The organism is Actinoplanes sp. CA-030573, assembly GCF_050951115.1.
Taxonomy (GTDB): Bacteria; Actinomycetota; Actinomycetes; order Mycobacteriales; family Micromonosporaceae; genus Actinoplanes.
Window position 1 is genome coordinate 7,134,296 of sequence record NZ_CP192038.1, and the last position, 19,264, is coordinate 7,153,559.

General features: G+C 65.8%; 16 protein-coding genes. 10 read left to right on the plus strand and 6 right to left on the minus strand.

The window, feature by feature from the left end; all coding sequences use genetic code 11:
• Positions 1–41: 41 nt before the first annotated feature.
• A complete protein-coding gene (locus ACQP2F_RS32765; protein ID WP_433294307.1) occupies positions 42–2,237 on the minus strand; it encodes a putative bifunctional diguanylate cyclase/phosphodiesterase in 2,196 nt (731 codons plus the stop codon).
• A gap of 275 nt (positions 2,238–2,512) precedes the next feature.
• On the opposite strand from ACQP2F_RS32765, the gene ACQP2F_RS32770 reads away from it, so the two are divergent.
• Positions 2,513–2,947, plus strand: a complete 435-nt coding sequence (locus ACQP2F_RS32770; protein WP_433307679.1) for an ATP-binding protein — start codon at positions 2,513–2,515, stop codon at positions 2,945–2,947.
• A gap of 40 nt (positions 2,948–2,987) precedes the next feature.
• The gene (locus ACQP2F_RS32775) at positions 2,988–3,377 is read left to right on the plus strand and encodes a VOC family protein (protein WP_433294309.1); all 390 of its coding nucleotides are present in this window, start codon (positions 2,988–2,990) and stop codon (positions 3,375–3,377) included.
• Between the two features lie 434 nt (positions 3,378–3,811).
• Here the strand turns inward: ACQP2F_RS32775 and ACQP2F_RS32780 are convergent, their stop codons facing one another.
• Positions 3,812–4,747 carry a hypothetical protein gene (locus tag ACQP2F_RS32780; RefSeq protein ID WP_433294311.1) on the minus strand — a complete coding sequence of 312 codons (936 nt, stop codon included), beginning with the start codon at positions 4,745–4,747 and terminating at the stop codon, positions 3,812–3,814.
• Between the two features lie 590 nt (positions 4,748–5,337).
• Between ACQP2F_RS32780 and ACQP2F_RS32785 the strand changes: the two genes are divergently transcribed.
• The 6 genes from ACQP2F_RS32785 to ACQP2F_RS32810 all read left to right on the plus strand — a co-directional run bounded on the left by ACQP2F_RS32785 (position 5,338) and on the right by ACQP2F_RS32810 (position 12,752).
• The gene (locus ACQP2F_RS32785) at positions 5,338–6,651 is read left to right on the plus strand and encodes a tyrosine-type recombinase/integrase (protein WP_433294314.1); all 1,314 of its coding nucleotides are present in this window, start codon (positions 5,338–5,340) and stop codon (positions 6,649–6,651) included.
• A gap of 50 nt (positions 6,652–6,701) precedes the next feature.
• Positions 6,702–7,304, plus strand: coding sequence for a hypothetical protein (locus tag ACQP2F_RS32790; protein WP_433294316.1), 603 nt, complete (start codon positions 6,702–6,704; stop codon positions 7,302–7,304).
• A 65-nt stretch (positions 7,305–7,369) separates the two neighbouring features.
• Positions 7,370–7,846, plus strand: coding sequence for a hypothetical protein (locus ACQP2F_RS32795; protein ID WP_433294318.1), 477 nt, complete (start codon positions 7,370–7,372; stop codon positions 7,844–7,846).
• Between the two features lie 333 nt (positions 7,847–8,179).
• A complete protein-coding gene (locus ACQP2F_RS32800) occupies positions 8,180–8,512 on the plus strand; it encodes a histone-like nucleoid-structuring protein Lsr2 (RefSeq protein WP_433294320.1) in 333 nt (110 codons plus the stop codon).
• A 291-nt stretch (positions 8,513–8,803) separates the two neighbouring features.
• Positions 8,804–10,849 carry an ATP-dependent nuclease gene (locus ACQP2F_RS32805; protein WP_433294322.1) on the plus strand — a complete coding sequence of 682 codons (2,046 nt, stop codon included), beginning with the start codon at positions 8,804–8,806 and terminating at the stop codon, positions 10,847–10,849.
• A gap of 31 nt (positions 10,850–10,880) precedes the next feature.
• Positions 10,881–12,752, plus strand: coding sequence for an ATP-dependent helicase (locus ACQP2F_RS32810; RefSeq protein WP_433294325.1), 1,872 nt, complete (start codon positions 10,881–10,883; stop codon positions 12,750–12,752).
• 412 nt (positions 12,753–13,164) lie between these two features.
• On the opposite strand, the gene ACQP2F_RS32815 is transcribed toward ACQP2F_RS32810, so the two are convergent.
• Positions 13,165–14,333 (minus strand): IS3 family transposase gene (locus ACQP2F_RS32815; RefSeq protein WP_433294327.1). Its coding sequence is split into 2 segments (ribosomal slippage): positions 13,165–14,046 and positions 14,049–14,333, totalling 1,167 coding nucleotides; the frame shifts between segments, so codons are not numbered across the junction.
• 49 nt (positions 14,334–14,382) lie between these two features.
• Positions 14,383–15,321, minus strand: coding sequence for a hypothetical protein (locus ACQP2F_RS32820; protein WP_433294329.1), 939 nt, complete (start codon positions 15,319–15,321; stop codon positions 14,383–14,385).
• Between the two features lie 407 nt (positions 15,322–15,728).
• Here ACQP2F_RS32820 and ACQP2F_RS32825 point away from each other — a divergent pair, with 407 nt between their 5' ends.
• A complete protein-coding gene (locus tag ACQP2F_RS32825; RefSeq protein WP_433294331.1) occupies positions 15,729–16,451 on the plus strand; it encodes a hypothetical protein in 723 nt (240 codons plus the stop codon).
• 127 nt (positions 16,452–16,578) lie between these two features.
• Complete coding sequence (locus ACQP2F_RS32830) at positions 16,579–17,691, plus strand: hypothetical protein (protein ID WP_433294334.1); 1,113 nt, start codon at positions 16,579–16,581, stop codon at positions 17,689–17,691.
• 6 nt (positions 17,692–17,697) lie between these two features.
• Here ACQP2F_RS32830 and ACQP2F_RS32835 read toward each other — a convergent pair whose 3' ends face one another.
• Together ACQP2F_RS32835 and ligD are read right to left on the minus strand one after the other, a co-directional pair.
• Entirely contained in the window at positions 17,698–18,141 is a 444-nt protein-coding gene (locus ACQP2F_RS32835; protein ID WP_433294336.1) for a hypothetical protein, read from the minus strand.
• A 142-nt stretch (positions 18,142–18,283) separates the two neighbouring features.
• Positions 18,284–19,240 (minus strand): non-homologous end-joining DNA ligase, encoded by a 957-nt coding sequence (gene ligD, locus ACQP2F_RS32840; protein WP_433294339.1) that lies wholly within the window; start codon positions 19,238–19,240, stop codon positions 18,284–18,286.
• Positions 19,241–19,264 lie beyond the last annotated feature (24 nt).

The window sequence follows — 19,264 nt, forward strand, 5'->3', positions numbered from 1 at the left end:
CAGCGGCTTGCCGCTCGTCTTCCTCTGCGATTGCGGCGGGCTCAGGCAGCGGCGCGTTCCTGCTGCCGCAGCATGGCGCCGATCTCGGCGGCCGGAAGCGGCCGGGCGAACAGGAAGCCCTGTGCGCGCCGGTAGCCGAGCTCGAACAGCCGCTCGGCCTGGGCCGCGGTCTCGACGCCCTCGGCCACCGTACGTAAGCCCAGCGTGCTGGCGAGTCCGGCCAGCGCGGCCGCGATGGCCTCCTGCTGCGCGGTGCCGCCGAGTTCGTCGACGAACGACTTGTCGACCTTGATGACGTCGACCGGGCAGGTGCGCAACAGCCCGAGCGAGGAGTGCCCGGTGCCGAAGTCGTCCAGCGCGATGCTGCAGCCGAGCTCGGACAGTGCGTGGACGGCGGCCAGGGCCCGGCTGCCGCTGAACACCGCGGTCTCGGTGATCTCGACGGTGAGCTGCCGCGGGGGTACGCCGTGCCGGTCCAGTGCCGCGGTCAGCACGGCGGGCAGCGCCGGGTCGAGCAGTTGCCGGGCCGAGACGTTGACGCTCACCGAGCTCAACAAGTCGGGGCCGAACTCGTGGCGCCAGGCCGCGATCTGAGCGCAGACCTGATCGATGATCCAGGCGCCGATCTCCACGATCAGGCCGGTGTCCTCGGCGACCGGGATGAATTCGGCCGGCGAGACGACCTGGCCGTCCGGCCGGGTCCAGCGGATCAAGGACTCCACCCCGGTCATCCGCCCGTGCGGCAACTCGACGATGGGCTGAAAGAGCAGATGGAACTGCTCGGCCCGGAGCGCCGCCCGCAATTCCGCGGCCAGAGTCGCGCGCCGGGTCAGCTGGGACTCCAGTGCCGCGTCGTAGCGGACCGCTCCCCCGCCGGCGGCGACCGCCGCGCGCAGGGCGATCTCCGCCTGCCGGTGCAGCCCGGCGTGGCTGCCCTCGGCGATCCCGACGCTCGCGTCGACGGCCACTTCACGGTCGTCGGCCGGCAGCGGTTCCCGGTTGGCCGCCGACAGCCGGTCGGCGAAGCCTGGGTCCCGCCGCGGCAGCAGCACGCCGAAGTCGTCGCCACCGAGCCGGGCCACGGTCGCGCCGTCGCCGGCCAGTCGGGTCAACCGGTGCGCAAACCCGACCAGTAGTTCGTCTCCGGCCTGGGATCCGAGGGTGTCGTTGAGCTCGCGGAAGTCGTTGAGGTCGACCAGCACGACTGTGCGCGATCCGTGGGCCGCCGCGACCGCCGCGGTGAAGTGGCGGCGCGAGAACAGGCCGGTCAGGTCGTCGTGGGCGGCCTGATATTCGACCGTGGCGAGCAGGGCGGCGTTCTCGGCCATCGCGATCGCCTGCCGGGCGACCACGAGGAGCAGGAGCAGCACCGTGCCGCCGACCTCCGCCACGCTGAGGTGTCCGGTGCGCAGGACCAGGGCCGCCAGAAGCAGGCCGGTCAAACTGGTCGCGATCAGCGGCACCGTGCTGCCGAGCCGCGCGGCGATCCGGTGCGCCCCCGACGCCGGCCGGTCATCACCGCTGGCGTTCATCGTGAGCCGGTGTGCGTGGGCGGCCAGCACCCCGAACAGGCCCACGAACGGGAGAACCGCCGCGCTGCCGTTCAGGTACGGCCAGGGCCGCAGGACCGACATCAAGACGGTGGACAGCGGGCCGCACAGCCCGACCGGCGCCAGCCACCACAGCGCGGCCTGCGATACAGGGCTCTGACGCGACGACATGATTTTGACGACGACCACGACACCGCCGACGGCGATCGCGATCATCGCGATGTTCAGCCACCACGCCGGGGCGGACACCCCGAACCGGCCGACGAACCACCCGACATACTGCGATGCGGCGATCCCCGCGGTCACCGCGACCACCGCGACATCCAGCACCGCCGTCACCAGGCGCCGCCAGCTGCGGCCGCCGCCGGGCAACCGCAACAAGGCGCCGATCGCCACTACCGTGCCGGTCACGTAAAGCAGCAACGTCCTTGCGCCAATCGGCGGCATGCCCTGATAAGGCATCGTCACGACGTCGACGACCTGGCTCACCGCGGCCACGGCCACCAGACCCATCGCCACGGACAAGCGACGCCAGAACCGGCCCAGCCCACCGTCGGCCCCGTCAGCAGCCGCCCAGAACGCGGCGCTCGCCAGCACCGGACCTACTACAGCCGGCACCCACACCAGCAATTGAGGAAGCGCGACCTGTATACCCAGCGCGATCATCAGCACGCCGGACACGGCCATCGCGACGGCGATCGGGGTAAACCACCAACGCCGCCGGCCTTGCGCTCCTTCAAGCCTCGCGCGCACCACCGCCGCTCCCCCGCTCCCGCCGTCGCCTACTCAACAAGTAGTCGGCAAAGACTGCGCGAACCTGAACAGTCCGACGTATCGTGACCGGCGTCCCGCGTCGCAGAAATAGTGGAAACTCCTGGAAGGCCGAGAACCCATTCGCCACTCGACCAGCCAGATTCCGCGATACCGGACGCTTAATGACCCGGTACGGAGGGCATTTGGCGATGGTGCCCCCGTTGCAGACGTTGCCGCCCCCGCCCGAGGCGCAGGAACTCCATGTCTGGGTCCTCGACAACAGCACCCAGCTGCGGCAGCTGCGCTCCGCGCTCCAGCAAGCCCTGACCGGGCACCCGCCCACAGCCGGCGACACTCTCGGCGACGTACCGGAGCGGATGGTGCTTGTCGCGAGCGAGCTGGCCACCAACGCCATCATGCACGGCCAGCCACTGGCCGAGGTCCGGCTGTCGCGCGCAAACGACTGCTTCGTGCTCGACGTCGCCGATCACGACCTGAGCACCGTGCCACGCGTACCCGACACCCGCCCTCTGGGCGCCGGAGGGCGCGGACTGCAACTCGCGCGCGCCTTCTCCCTCGACGTCGGCTGGTACGCCACCGCCACCACGAAACACATTTGGGCCACGTTCCCGCTGCACCCCTGACTTCCACCTCGGGCACCCGACCGCCACCACGGAGACTTTGATGACAGACGAACTGCCTACCGCCGCCGGGCTCAGCCTGCAACCGATGATCCACGTCGCCGAGATGGCACCCGCCGTCACCTTCTACGAAGCCCTCGGCGCCCACGTCGAACACGGCAGCCGCGACGGCGACTTCGCCCTCATGCGCCTGGGCGACAGCCAGTTCAGCCTGCTCGCCCACCCACCAAACCCGCAGCAGAACGAAGGTCAGGTCGAACTCAACTTCGCCGCCACCACCGATCTCGACACGCTTGAGCAACGCCTCCGCGCCGCAGGCGTCACCATCGCCTCACCCGCAAGCGACCAGGGCTTCGGACGCCAGCTGCAAGTCACCTCACCGGACGGCCTACTCATCAAGATCAACCAGCTCGAGCCGCGACGCTACACCTAAGCTCGCCACGTTGATCTTCGTCCTTGCCCTGGACGAGGGACGGGAATCTTGGGCTGAGCGTTTCCCGGCCAGCGTCGTGAGCACAGAACTGGTCGCCGACCCGATCGACCACGCCGCAACCTTGATCGGCGTTTGCATTGTCCTGGGGCCCAGAATCTGATAATCCATGTCGCCGGAGGCACCACCACCGCGGTCACGGTGCCCCGCCCCACTGGCCGGTGGCGGCCCGCCGGCGGCTCATGATCGGGCCCGGGGATTGCGGCTCGTCGACGCATTCGCCGAGCGTTGGGACCGGATCCTCGCCGGCAGACAAAAGTCGGGGCGATCCTGCTGAGCCACTCCCCCAATTGACTGCGGCACCGCGCTATCCAGGCACTTGAGCGGGCCGCACAGGGGCTTCGCCTCCACCGAATCGCGGTGTAGGTCAGCAACGTCTACCGGCGGAATCGACGACGGCCGTCCCTGGGCGTCATGTTGTTGAATGTGCGGAACCACGCCGCAGGACGGTAGTCGCCCATACCGGCAGTGCGGTTGGCCTCGGATTCCGGGTCTTCGATGCCGTCCATCTGCACGTCGAACAGGCTGAGGATGTCGTCGTCCTGCAACAGGACCTCCTCGGCCAGATCCCAGTCGTAGTCGCCGGCGACTTCCGGTAGCGAAGAAAGTAATTCGGGCGGGGGTCCCCACCCGTCGGCGATGGCGGCCTGCGCTGATTGCAACATCAGGTGCAAGGCCATCTCCTCACCAGGGCAGGTCGGCGACGGCAGATGACCGGCGGCCAGGTCCGCGGTCAGATCGTCGAAGGCTCGGGCGGCTTGGCGGCGCCAGACCGCATCCTGGGTCCATGTGATGCGTGGGTACTCGTTGAAGGCGGCCCAGGCGTCGTCGTCGGTGACCGGGTCGTCGCCGTGCTGCTGGACGTCGTCGTAGGCGAAGTCCGCGTGGACCTGCGCCACCGACCAGAGAGCGGCCGCGGTGCGCGGGGTCATTTGAAACCCGGAGCAGGTCTCGCAGTCCTCGGCGTCGCACTGGCATACCGGAAACAGGGCGGCGAAGTCCGGCCACTGCTGATCCTCGTCGGCGGCGTCGTCGCCCGCTTCGCCGATCGAGATCTGGGAAGAGGTAACCTGAACGCCGTCGACGACCGTCAAGATTGCGTCCGCGTCGGTAACCCAGTCCAGCGCTGCTGCGATGTCTTCTTCGATCTCGTCGCGGGCGTCGGCCCGGACCTCGTCCGCGCTGCGGCGATCGTCCGGCAAGAACTGTGTGGTGTTGAGCCGCTGAAGAGCTGCTTGCTGCAGACCCGCCATGTCGGTGACTTCGACTGTCACCTCGGCGCTGATCGTGAACTGTTGTCCCCCTTGACCCATGGGCGCGAGCATAGACCCGGATCCGCCCGTCACCGACGACACGGCCAAGGCAGATGAACAGCCGCCCAAAGCAGGAGAAAGAGCCAACGCTCGTCCGAAGGGAATAAGCGGCTCTCCCGATGCGCAACCTCGGCGAGCGACAATGCTCGAGCCGGGGCAACGCAGCCCGATCGGAGACACTAAGTCATCGTTCGATAGCAGCGTGAGTCAGGGCTTTCACTGCGTAACTGAAGCGCACAGTTCTGCCACAGCGCTAAATCCTCCTGACGTCCGCCCTGGGAGGACCGCTTCGAGGCGCCAGCGAAGAAGTCCGGGAAGTCAAGTGTTTGGAATCCACCCGACTAACCACCAGACTGAAGACCGCGAAAGTATCGCGCACAAAACTCATTGATAGAACCGAATATAGCGAGGCCGACGAGGGTGCTGACCCCCACACTGCCAGTGACATTGATACAGTGCTCTGACCTGCACGTTCAGTTATGAACGCAGGTCAGACATGCTTTTTGGTTGCAGGTTGATGCTCTTGAGGGGCAGCGACATGCACGTTCGGTAGCCACTCGTCGAGACGTTCTCGCGCTAGCTTCTGCCGCATGGCATCGATCAAGGAAAGAAACGGCTCGTTCCAAGTCCGGTGGCAGGCCGGCCGGGCAGGACGCCGCGAGGTCTGCACCTTCCCCACGATCGAGTTGGCGGAAGCGGCCCAGCGACTTGCGGATGCCCGCAACCACAGGATCACCGACCGGGAGGTCTACGCGGCCATCTACGGCTGGAACGAGGAGGACACCGAGACGGTCGAGTCCCCCTTGATGAAGGACTTCGTCGAGGAGTGGATCGCAAACAAGGTCGACGTGAAGGACACCACGAAAGCGGAGTACGCCCGCATGCTGCGCAAGCGGGTCATCCCGTCGTTTGAGGGTCTGTACGTCCATGAGATCACTCGGCAGGCTGATATCGATCCGTGGAAGACGTACCTGTGTGAGGACCTTGAACCGGCCGGGGTCCACAAGCACTGGACGGTCTTGAACATGGTGATGAGGGCGGCGGTTCCCCGGTACCGGCCGGATAACCCTCTCGATATTCCTGCCGGCCACCGCAGTAATGGGCTGCCCCGGATCGAGAAGCACGATGCGGTCTTCTTGACCTCGCCCGAGGCCGACATTTTGGTGGCCAGATGTCCCCCGGCTATCCGGGACCTTGTCGAGTTCGCCATCGGCACCGGTATGCGGCAGGGCGAACTATTCGGTCTGCGGGTGAAGGCGGTTGATCTGTCCGGGAGTAAGCCGGTGGTGTACGTCGTGATGACGTTGCATCGCGGCGGGAAGTTCGGCAAGCCGAAGTCGGAGCGGTCGCGGCGGGCGATTCACTTGTCGCCCAGGATGGCCGAGTTGGCGGCTCGTTTGATCGCCGGTAAGCGGCCCAATGATCTGGTGTTCACGGCGCCTGAGGGCGGCGCGTGGGATGCGAACGATTTCCGGTGGCAGCACTGGCGGTATGCGGTGTCGGCGGCGCAGCGTTGCGCGGAGCACCCGCCGGTGCCGCAGAAGACGGGCAATGGCGCGGAGCTGGAGCGGGTGACGGCGATGTCGGTGTCGACGTGTGCGTGCAAGACGCGGTTGCATAAGCGACCGCGGTTTCACGATCTGCGTCATACCCATGTCGCGTTGCTGCTGGACGCGGGCGCTGATTTCTACATGATCCAGCTGCGGCTGGGTCATGCCTCGATCAAGACGACGATCGACGTGTATGGCCACCGGATCGCGAGCGGTGACGATCGGCTGCTGGAGGCGCTGGATCGGCGGCTTCCCGGTGGGAAGGAGAAGTCGTCGAAGAAGAAGGCGAAGAGGAAGTCCAAGAAGAGGGTGTCGCCGTACGTCGACGGCTTGCCGCTGGCGCTGGCCGCGTAGGGCGAGGCGCACATGCCTCGGCCGGCAAGGGAGGAATCGGTGAAGAGGAGGTGGAGGGGCTGATGAATACGTCAGCGTCGCAGGCTGTGAGTCCGGCGGTGCCGGGCGAGCGGCCGAGGTGCCTGAAGTGCGGGGGTACGGATCTGCTGGTTTCGGTCCCGGCGGTGGTTCGTGAGGGCCGCAGCACGGCGGTGGTTCGTGGGCGGATTACGGGCTCGCCGGGGGTGGATCTTCCGTTTCGGGCCAGCGCGTCGACGGTGAGTGGTTTGGCGCAGGCGCTGGCGGCGCCGAGGCGGCCGATGTCGCCGGTGGTGCCGGTTGCCGGGTTGGTCGTGGCCGGCCTGGCGGAGCTCGCGGTGGTGGCGTCGGCCGTTTCGGAGGGCGGCCGGTACGGCACGGGAGCGCTCGCCGGCGTTCTCGCTGTCGTGGTCGTGCTGCTGGCCGGGCTCGTGCCGTGGTGGCGGCGCGAGGCTGTGCGGCGCGGTCAGGCGGCCGAGCGGGCCTGGTACTTGTGGCGGCGGTCTTGGTATTGCCGCCGGTGCGGCGTGGTCTCGGTGATCTGGGACGGCGGCTTTCGCGTGCTGGCGGCGCGAAACCTCGCGGCTGATCTCGTGGTGCTGGCCGGCCAGCTTCCGTGGAGGAAACGGGCGTAGCTGGTCGAGTTTTGTCGAGGCGGCTGCCTCGAATTGTGGATGCTTCTCAAGAGGGGTTGCTGAGGATGAAAAAGGTGGAGCGGTCGGCGTTGACGGAGGCAGAGGTTCGCCGGTTGAAGGATGCCGCGGCGACCTCACCGCCGTGGGGCGTGGTGGTCGCGTTGATGGTTGATGAGGGGCTGCGTGTGGGCGAGGTGTTCGCTCTTCGGGGTCGTGATGCGGATCTGCAGAGCGGGCAGTTGCGTCGTCCGCGGGTGATGGGGATTTCGGGTGAGCTGCTCGAGAGCATGCGGGAGCTCGTGGAGTCTCGCGATGGGAACGCGCTGGTGTTCGATCGGCAGTGGAATCAGCCGCAGGTTCGACAGCAGTGGCGCGAGCTGACGCGGCAGGCCGGGGTGGACGGGGCGCGGCTGCCTGCGTTGCGGTCGGCTGGTCTGGCCAGGATGTTGAGAGAGTACGACGCCACGGGTAAGGCCCATCCCGCCTGGGCCGCGATCTTGCGGCGCCGCCCGGGCGAGGCCGGTACTGCGTTTAACAAGTAGCGCCGGTCGGTTCGCGACCGGACGCGGACGGGCGGGTGGCGGCGTCTTCCTCGCGGCGGGTGCCGCCGCCCGGCTCTGGAGGGAAGTGGACGTGGGCTTCTGGTGTGGTTACTGGATAGCTGTCTTGCGCCGATGCTCGTTCATCTGCGTACGATTCGTTAATGGGGTCTCAGCTATCCTTTCGCGCCGCTGCGGCGAGCAATTCGTCGCTGGCGGTGTGATCCAGATTATTTTCTTCAGCTAGGTAGTCATATATAGGTCGATGGAACGCTATGGTAAGCGATATAAATCGGTTTCTGACTGGTCTCCTTCTTTGTCCGGGAGTGGATGAACATGGCCAAGCAAGTCATCACCATGCTGACCGACGATCTGGACGGCGGTGAAGCCGACCGCACCGTCGAGTTCGGGTTGGACGGGGTGAACTACACGATCGACTTGTCGGAGAAGAACGCCGGCAAGCTGCGGAAGGCGCTCGACCCGTACCTCAGCGCGGGAGTTAGGGTCGGGCGCGGTGGGGTCGGGCGGCGTCCGGTTGCGGCGGCGGCAGCGCGGTCGACGCGTGATGAGAACCAGGCGATCCGCGAGTGGGCGGGCAAGAACGGCCACGAGATCTCTGGTCGGGGCCGGATTCCGGTTCACGTCGTCGAGGCATACCGCAAGCGTTGATGTCGTTCAGGCCTGCGGTGGTGTTCGGTTTCTTGATCGGCTCGCGCCACGGGTTGGTTGGCTTGGGTTCGTACGCTAGCAGCGGTGTCCGCCTAGCAGTTGGTTGAAGCGCGGCGCCGCAGGCCTGCGAACCCGTGTGCTCTCTCATGTTCTGCCCCGACGGGTGGTTGGCGCTTATCCCAGCTGCCGGATTTCGGCCTTCGCGGACGAAACCCGTTGTAACGGCTCGATCGATGGCTACTCTGATCCAGGTCGTCGTGAGCGTGCAGCAGCGGTCAGCGGGAGGCGCTCGTGCAGCTTCGAAAGGTGCACATCAGGAACTTTCGTAACTTCGCGGACCTGTCAATCGAGCCGTTTCCCAACCCGGCGGTGATCGTTGGCGAAAACGGTGTTGGCAAGAGCAACCTGTTGATGGCCTTGCGGTTGGTGCTTGACCCTGATTTGCCCGACCGTCGCCGATGGCTCCAGCCCGACGACATCCACGACACCGGTCCGTCAATGTATGCCGGCGTCGAGGTTTCCGTTCAAATCGAACTGACCGACTTCGACGATGACGACGATGCCCGCAGCGAGCTCGATGGCGCGATCGTCGACACCGATCCCTTGATCGCCCGTCTTACGTACCTTTTCAAGCCCAAGAAGTCGCTTGCCGCGGCGCTCGGAGAGACCGAAGGCGACCGGCTGACGCCTGATGACTACGAGTGGACGATCTTCGGTGCGGACGACCCGTCCAACGCGATGCTCGCGGCCAAACGCTACGCGGCCTTGTCCGTGTTACCGCCGCTGCGAGATGCCGAAGGCGATCTTGTTCGCGCCGATCGCAGCCCGCTGACGAAGCTGCTGCGCGAGCTACCTCCGTCCGACTCGAACCTCGAGAAGGCGTTGGTCGCCATGCAGACGGCGCGTGACGAACTTGGCCAAGATCCGAATGTCGACACCGTTCGGCAGATGATCACCGATCGCGTCGGCAGTATGGCGGGCCCGCAATTGGCTCTTTCTCCCTCGCTGGCATTCGCTGGACGGCAGGAAGACCTCCTTCGTAGTATCCGACTTTTCACCGACGCTGCCGGCACGCGCGGCATCGATCGCACCTCTACGGGCACGGCGAACGTCCTCTATCTCGCTTTGCTGCTTGAGCGCCTTCGTCTACGTCGCGAATCCGGGAACGGGGAAGACGCTCTCCTTGCGGTAGAGGAGCCGGAGGCTCACCTGCATCCGACTTTGCAGCGTCGCGTCTTTGCTCACCTGCTGAAGCAGCCGGATCGACTTATCCTCACTACCCACAGCCCACACATCGCCGCGGTCACCCCGCTGCGAAGCCTGGTACTTCTCTCCGCCGAAAAGGGAAAGACCCAAGCCAGCCTGGTGCCACCAGGACTCCTGGAACCACACGAGACCACCGACATCGAGCGGTACCTCAACGTCACCCGAGCGGAGATGCTGTTCGCACGGCGAATCGTGCTGGTTGAGGGCGCCGCCGAGAATTTTCTGATCCCCGCTCTCGCCGAAGCCACTGGATTTGATCTTGATGGACACGGCGTCGTGGTTGCTTCGGTCGAGGGAACAGACTTCGCGCCTTACGCTCTCCTGCTGGGCGATTCGGCACTTCGCCGGCCCTTCGTGGTTCTGACCGACGGCGACGTAACCGACTCTGAGCAAGCCCACCTGGCCGAGCCGGGCTTGACCCGTGCGCGCAACCTTCTCGAACTACTCGACGCGCCTAACTCCCTCGATTTCGCCGACAAACTGAAAGAGGTTGCTTCGGGAGCGATGGATGGTGGATCGCTTCGCGGAGGACGAGCAGATCTCGTCAGCGACGCTTCGGTCTATCAAATTTATGTCGGCGACCACACCCTCGAAGTCGATATCGTCCCACTGATGGCGCGCGAAATGGTGGCAGCATTCAATGAACTTGCACCAAGTTCCCCCACTCGCCAAAGCAATTTCGCGGCCGCGGTCAAAGAGGTCGGCGACGCGGGTGGGTGCTCGACGCTCATCCAGCGCAAAGCACTGCTTTCGAAGATCGAAAGAATGGGTAAGGGTCGTTATGGGCAGCGCCTCGCCGCTCACGTCGCCGCCATGGATCTACGAAAACGGGTATGCGACCTTCTCAAAATAGACGCTGACGCAGTGCTCACGGAGAACGAGCTTCTCGAAGTTCCTGGCTGCGGTCACCTACTGACGCTGCTACATGACCTGCGCCAGGAGGTGGAGGGCTTGCCCCTGATGCCGAGCCAGGCTGAATATTTAGCCTGGCTGAAAACAAGGGAAGTCGAGAAGGAAACAGCTGAAGCCGATTCCCGCGGTGCGCCTGAGCAGCCCAAGGCCGACAAGTGAAGCCGCGGCGCCTCGACCGGTGGGTGTAGGTGTGGATGCCGAAGTCCGGCCAGCTGCCGAGATCATGCTCTCGGCAGCGCTGGCCGACGAGATCGCCGCACTTCATCCTCGGCAACGCGAAGCTGCTCTTCACGAGGGTGACGTCGTCATCCTCGCGGGCCCCGGGTCAGGCAAGACCCGCACGCTGGTCGCAAGGGTTGGATACCTCCTCGCGACGACCGGTGAACACCGTGGCGTAGCGGCCATCACCTACACCGACGCCGCTGCGCGCGAGCTCAGCTCCCGACTACGCAAGATGGGACTGGCGTTGGGCCGGCGGCTGGCAAGTCGTACCGTTCATGCGTTTTGCCTCAACCACGTCCTCCGCCCGTACGGCAGAATTGCCGGCCGGCCGCTGCCGGCGGACTTCCGGGTACCGGAGAAGGCTGAGATTGACCGGCTATGGTCTGGCTCGCTTAGCGACGCTGGGGTCCACTTCAACAACCTCGGCAGCGAGGTGACCACGGTCACCCGGCTTCGACGCCGTGCCGCCGCAGGCGAAGACGTCCAAAACTTCACGCGCGAGCATCGACACGCTGTTCGGCTCTACGAACAACGACTCGCGGCAAACCATCTCCTCGACTTCGACGAGATGACCCATCGGGCCATGCGCGTCCTGGGCGAGAGCAGCGCAGCTCGCGAGTTACTCACCGCTCGTTTCCCTCACCTGGTCATCGACGAATACCAAGACTTGGGGCCGGTCCTCGACGTTCTGGTCACCACGTTGCACGACGCAGGTATGACGGTAACCGCGGTCGGCGACCCTGATCAGACGATGTACGAGTTCCAGGGGGCCCATCCGCGCTACCTTCGCACCCTCGGGACTCGCCTCGGCTGCGAACCCGTCCAGTTGACCTTGAACTATCGCAGTGGCAGCGCCATCGTGGCCGCTGCGCGCGCCACGCTCGGCGAAGATCGCGGCTATGCCCACGATCCCCGTCGCGTCGATCCCGGAGTCATCGAACTCAGGCCGGTCGACGGCGACCTCGACGCGCACGCAGACCGCACGGTCGAAGTAGTACAGGAGCTGCTCGCGAACGGCACAGCCGCCGAGGACATGGCCATTCTCTACCCTGGCCAAACCACCCTTCACGACTTGATCGAGCAGGCCCTCACCGACGCCGGCATCGCGTTCGACAACGAACGTGGTCGTCGAATGCCCGACGGTCCGGTTGCCGAGTTGATCATGGCCTGCGCCGCCCGACGATTGGCCGGACCGTTGCCGGGAAAACCTCCATCTGCTGAACGGGGCCAAGTTCCCTCGAAGCGGAGCGCGGGCGGCGCTGCCCCGCCACCTGTGCGGGAGATCGCGGCGATGTGGAGCCGGCTCCTGCAAGAGTCGGAGAGCGCCAGTCCTACGACGACCGTACGGCTTCTTGCCAGGCGCCTGCTCGGACTGGTCGACGCCGCCGAACGCGAGCTCCCCCAGCACGACTGCGAACCTTTTTGGGCGATGTTGAGCGAGACCCTCGCCATCCAGGACCTCACGAGCGGCAGTCGAGACCATAAGGCCCTGGACAAGGTACGCAGCGAGGTGGCGGCCGGACTCACGATGGCCGAACTTGCCGGCGGCCGCTCGCCTGGCCACATAATAATGACGACTTATCATAGTTCCAAGGGTCGCGAATTCCCCGTTGTTATCCTGCCTGGCCTCATTGAGGGTCTGGTGCCCTTCGTTTTCGCAGGTAAGCGTCTAACCCCGTACGGGCTGGAAGTAGCTCGGCGAAAGTTTTACGTTGCGGTCACCAGAGCGACTAACGCAGTTGTCCTCATACCTGGAAATAAATTTACTGCCTGGGGCCGGACGCGTAGCTCCAAATGGTCGCGCTTCGTTTCCGAAATTCAGCAAGAGGTCATCACCTGAGAACAGGATTTCCGCTCCCCATGTCCGCACGCCGACTCGCCTGCCTGCGGACATGAACCACTATGGACGGCGCCGAACTCAGCGATACCAGGAATCTAGTCCTGCCGTCGACGCGACTGGGTTCGCTGCGCGGGATTTGTAATTGTCTGAATAAGCAGGCGGGCTTGGTTGCGTCGATTCCTGTCTGAGGATAGGAGCGCGACGGCGACAGTCAGGGCGCGCGTAGCTGCGTCGATCAGGCTGGGAAGGCGTGTAGCGAGAAGCGCGATCAGCAGAAGCCGGTCCACGTTCATCGCATCGCGCCTGGCAGGCGAGGATCCTTCGCCGGTAGAACTCGGTCTAGCCAGGTGTGTGACGCGCCGACCTCGATGAAGGCGCTGGGGTCTGCTGCACCGATAGGTGACAGGACAAGTCACGCGGCCTGACTGGCCGGTGGGCTCATGATGGTCTCGTACTCGATAGGGGTCAACCGGGACAGGCTTCGTTGGCGTCGCCGGCGGTGGTAGGTCCGTTCGATCCAGGTCACGATCGCGGTCCTCAATGCTTGTCTGGTGGGCCAGGTCCCGCGATCGAGGACGTTGTTCTGTAGTAGGCCGAAGAAGGATTCCATGGCGGCGTTGTCGCCGGCGGCGCCGACGCGGCCCATTGATCCGATCATGTGGTGACGGTGCAGTTCGAGGACGAGTTTCCGGCTGCGAAACTGCGACCCGCGGTCGGTGTGCAGCACGCAACCGGCCACCTCACCGCGGCGGGCGACGGCGTTGCGCAGGGCATTGACCGCCAGCCTAGATTTCATCCGCGAGTCGATGGAGTAGCCGACGATCCGGTTCGACCACACGTCCTTGATCGCGCACAGGTAGAGCTTGCCCTCAAGCGTGCGGTGTTCGGTGATGTCGGCCAGCCATAGCTGGTTCGGCCCGTCGGCGGTGAAGTCACGTTTGACGAGGTCGTCATGCACGGGTGGGCCCGGCCTGCCACCTTTGCCGCGCCGCCGCTTGCGGCTGAACGCGCTCCACCAGCCCATACCGGAGCAGATCCTCCAGGCGGTGCGCTCGACCATCGGCTGCCCGGCGGCGCGGGCCTCGTCGGCCAGGAACCGGTAGCCGAACTCCGGGTCGTCACGGTGGGCGTCGAACAACGCGTCCGCCCGGTACGCCTCGGCCCGCTCGGCGTCGGTGACCGGGCGGGCAAGCCACCGGTAGTAGGGCTGTCGAGCAATGGTCAGCACCCGGCACGTCACCGCGACGGGGATCCCGTCGGCGGCCAGCTCGCTCACGAGCGGGTAGAGCCTTTTCCCGGCAGATTCGCCTGCGACAGATACGCCGCAGCCCGGCGCAGGACCTCGTTCTCCTGCTCGAGGAGCTTGATCCGCTTACGCGCTTCGCGCAGCTCAGCGGAATCACTGCGGCTCACGCCGGGCTCGGCGCCGGCGTCGATGTCAGCCTGACGCAGCCACTTGAACAACGTCATCGGGTGGACCCCGAAGTCCTTCGCGATCTGCTCCACCGTCACGCCAGGATCGCGGCCTTGAGCGATCCGCACGACGTCGTCGCGGAACTCGCGGGGGTAGGGCTTGGGCACAGCAACATCCTTCCAGCCCGCCGTCACGGCAAGCCATCTCAGATGTCACCTATTGGTGCAGCAGACCCCTGCGTTCGCGTGTTTGCTCGGATGCCCAGTGTTGAAAGCGTAGGTCCACCGAACCGGTGAGGTCCGGTATCCGCATCTCGATTCTGCACGATGCCGCGGGGTATCTCTGACTGGTCAGACAGGAACAGTATCTGTGGGCGACTTGCAGGGGTAGGCCGAAAGATGTGTCGGACAGCATGGTCGTGAAGTGGTCGTGACCGAGCTGAGGCGTTTGCGAAGAACTGAATTCGACGGACCATCGGTCTTCTGTCACCCAGGCGTGGGCCGAATATGCGTCGATGTGGGTATAGAGGAGATTGATGCGCCGTAGTAGCCCTGACCCGAACCAGGCGATGTCCTTGCGATTTGCGCCGACGTCGGGGAATTGTTTCAGGTGGTCGATCTCGCTGGGCGTCAGTTTAGGTTCGTTCCACAGCGGGACGGCTCCCGATTCGACTAGGGCCGCCGATCGGTCTCGCAGGATCTGGCGCCATGGAGTCCCTTGAATTCCATACAGGGTGACGGCTGCGCCGCGGCCGCACAGCGATCGAAGGTGCAAGGCGCCCCGGTGGCCGGCGACCCGCAATCCCGGTATGCCGAACACTTCGCTGTCGGGGTCCCAGTAGGGCAGGATGCCGTCCACGATGGCGGCCGATGCGGGGTGGTGTTCGCCCGAGCTGAGGATGGTGTGGCTGTCCAGCCAGATGGCTAGCCCCGTCGGGCGGTGCCAGACGCGGGAGATGCCCAGGGGATGTGCCCAATACTCGCCGCCGAGGCGTCCGAACTCGGCGAGCAGCTGGGCTTCGAGCACGGCTTGTTCAGGTGTGTTCGCTGGCGGGATGCCGTGCGTCGCCGAGCGGACGGCGTCGAGCGCTGCTTGGTGGGAGGCGCCGGTGTAGTCGCGGTAGAGCCGAATCCGCGTGGCGGTGTCGGTTGGCACGTTCGCACCCGTTCTCGTGCGCTTCCGCCTCCCAAGCGCCCGATCGGTAGTTGACGGGCCGCGAACTGCTGTTTGTGGAGCTGCGGAACGGCCGAGCCGCTTCGCTCCTACGGGGTGCCGCCGGATCTGGGAGGCGGAACGACACCAGGAGCTGGCCCCTGCAAGGCCGAGAGGCAGTATGCCCGAGCACTGCTACGTCGCGCAACAGCGGGCGAACTGCGGTCATCCCCTGGTGTACGGGAATGCTGCCGGTCCCGAGGGGACGAGGTTGATCAGCGCGCCGGCCTGCATCGCAGACCATTCGGCAGGTCCTTGTTCCGTTGCCGCTAATCGTCAGAGGGGCGAGGGGAAACGGCCCCCTGACGTGAATTCAATTCGGTTTTGTCGGATGGTTCTAATGTGGGCTTATGGACCCGAAGATCCTCATTCCAGCGGCCGTCGCTCTGCTGGTTGCAGTACTTGGCGCAGCAGTGACGTTCCGGATGAAATGGATCGATCGCCAGAGCGCCGTTGAGCAGCGGCACGCGCAAGCCCGCGAGACGGCATATGACTACCTTATGGCGGCTGGCGACGCGGTCTGGAACTTCATAGCCCGCAACTACGTCCACCAGGTCGACCAGGGTGACGAACTTCCTGACGACGATCGCGAAGCCGTACTCGAACAGGCTGAAACTCTGCTACAGCAGGGGTTTGACCAGCTCAAGGCTCATACGCGAAGCTTCGAATCCGTCCAGCCCGTGCTGGCGGACTTCTACCGAACCATTTTCAACAACACCCAAGGGTCCAGTGCAGAGTATGAGCGGGTACGCGCGCGCATTCTCGACTGTCGGCGCCGCGACACCGGACTCAAGAACGCCCTCAACGAGTCCAGGCGGTCCTCCTGGAAGAAGCGGCGCGATGCCCTGCGCCAGGCGAAAGAGAACGCGAAGGATATCCAGCAGGTGATTCATGACCCGGTCGATGGCGTGACGATCATTACCGGCGACGGGCCGGGCATGTCCGCCCTCCTTCGTGAACAGTTCCAATGGTCGAACGAGATGCGCGCCAGCGTTGAGACCTCCCGCCGCAGGCTACTGCGGTGGAAACGAGAGGGACTATGGGTCGAGAATGTTCCTGAGCGTTCAGCATGATAGAACGAAACGCTTTCACCTTTCCGGCCGGCCGATTCCCGGCCTGTCCCGGGAGGAGGTAGCGATTGCGCGATAATCACGGGACGCGCTCCGCGAGGGGGTGCGGCGGGACTCGATCGAGGTGCCGATGACGTCGTACGCCCTCTTCGTCGGCGAGACGCGGCCGGTGATCATCGCGGTATGGGCAACGGGCAGTGGAGGGCATGCCACGACGGTGTGCCCGTGGGGGCCGGGTGTTGAAGAATCGGTGGCCGCCGAGCTGTGCGAGGGGCTGACCCGTCTGTCGGAAGCGCTCTGGGCCTGCGGCTACCTGGCCACGCCTTCGGCAGCCAGCGACGAGGAGTCCGTTGATCTGCACGAGCACGGCGTCGATGGGGCCGAGATTCTCCAGGCGCTGCGCGAGCCGAATATTCCGGACGATGCCGGTGATCTGGTGGTCTCGTATCATCCGGCGATCGAGGCTGCTCATGAGGTCGGCCGGCTCGTACGAGACATCGGCGACGTCGAACTGGCCGACGCGGTGGTCGCCGAGGTGACCGCGGAGATCCGGGCGGTCGATCGTGCGGGCTTGGGTGATCTGCGTGACCGGGCCGTTCAGGCTGTTCGCCTGAACCGCGTCGATCCGTCACCGGTTCAAGTTGCCGCCGCCGACGCGATTCTGCGGGACCATCCCTTGGGGGATGCTTTGCTGTGGACGGCGGTGGATCCGGCGGCCGCGTGTGTCGCCGCAGCTCACTGGCTCGCCGCAGCGACCCAGGTCATTGTTGACGTGACCGGGGTGACGCCGCTGGAGGTGTTCGCCTGGGCGGACGATCTCGAGGCCGGGTCGGTGCAGGTCCCGTCGTTGGTCGTGGATGCCGTTCTCGGCGAGGGAGTCCAGCCGCGGCAGGTCGTCGTCGATGTGCTGCTGGCCGCGCGAGCCGCGGCCGAAGGCCGTGTCCCGGACCCGGCTGCTCTGGTGGCGGCGGTGGATGCCGCGCGGGCCCAGGCCGAGCGGTTGCCGGTCTCTGATCGCGACGTGGTGATGGCCGGCTTCCTGGATCGTGTTTCCCTTGTCGATCCGCGTCGGCCCAGCCGGGATCTGCTGGACCATCTACTCGATGGGCTGCGTGCCTGCCTGCTGGTCTTCTGCGACACCGACCAGGAAGACGAAAATCCGATGGACACCGAAGATCACCGCGAGACGTTCCTGGATTTGGTTCGCGCGCAGGCGGACCAGGTGGCGGCTCGCCTGGTGTAGTCGCTGCTAGGCGGCGTGAGGTACCGGTGTCGGCGGCTGTTCTGGGCGAGCACGGCGGATGTCGCCGTGCAGGACGCGCAGGGCGTCGATGCGCGGGTCTTTCCCCGGCGGTTGCAGTGCGTCGAGAGCCTGCCAAGCCTCGTGTAGGGCCGTCTCCAGCTCGGTGATGCGGCTTTGGTGCTGGCGACGGACCTCGGCGCGGACCTGTTCGATGCGGCGGATCCAGCCCTCGGCGGGCGTGGGCCGGGGCGTGGCGTCGGCGGTGGGCTCGCCGGGTCCGCGGACCCGGTCCGGTGGTGCGATGACAGCCACCGGTCGACCGGCGTCGGTGATGGTGGTGATCTGCTGGTTCAGGGTGGCGAGGCGGACGAGTTGCGTGAAGCGGGGCCGGGCCTCGGGCAGGGTGAGTTCGAGCCTCCGGTCGGGCAGCGGGGCGGCGGGCTGTGCCATATGTGCATGATGGCGTCGGGGTACGACATTTTCATCGATGTGATCATCATGGTTGGACGGCTGGAACTGCCGGGCCGGTCCGGGGCCAGTGCCTGACCTGCTCATGGCCTGCTGTTCCCGAGCCCGATCGGGAAGAACCGGTTCAGCGAAGCTCGTCGAGGTACGCCCGTGTCGGGCCGGCGGTGTCGATGAGGCCGCGCCAGACCGGGTGCCGTAATTGCGATCCAGCGGTCAGTTCGCGGTACGCGATCTGCGCCACCAGGACAGGGTCCACCCAACTGGCCGCCGCCAGTTCGCGTGTCTCGGCGTGTATCGGTGCAGCGGCACGGCGGAGGGGCTGCAGCTGTTCGAGCAGGTCGCGGCGTTGTTCGCCGGTCAGGCCGCCGCCGACTTTGCCGACGTAGTGCAGCCGGTTGTCGCGGTCGTAGGCCCCCACGACGAGGGCGCCGATCGAGCCGGCCAGGCGGCCGCGGCCAGGCAGCCAGCCGCAGAGCACGACTTCGGCGACGTGCGGGATGACTTTCTTGATCCACGCCTTCGACCGGCGGCCGGGGTGGTAGCCGGCGTCGACACGTTTGGCGACCACGCCTTCCAGGCCATGTTCCACCGCCGCGGCCCAGGTCGCGTCGCGGTCACCGTCGACGTGCGGCGGGACGCAGAGCACGCCCGGCAGGTCCAGGTCCAGGCCCGCGAGGATGTCGCGGCGCTCCCGGTAGGGCGCGGCGGTGATGCTGGCGCCGTCGAGGTGCACCAGGTCGAAGACATACAGCGCCACGGGTACATGGCGCAAGAGATCCGCGGTTGGCCGGCCTACTCCAAGACGTTTCTGCAGGCGGGCGAAGCTCGGGCGTCCGCGGTGGTCGAGAGCGACGAGTTCCGCATCCAGAGCTGTTTGCCGGCCGTCCAAGACCTCGGTGAGAACGACCAACTCGGGGAACGAGCCGGTCACGTCGCGACCGGCCCGGGTCAAGAGCCGAAGCCGTGATCCGGCCGTCGCCGGAAGCAGCCGGGCCCCGTCCCACTTGAACTCGAAACTCCAGCCCGTGCCGTCCGGTAGCGGCCCCGGCGTCGCGAGCATCGGTTTGAGCCGGGGCGGCATTTCATCATGCCGCGCACCCCTCAC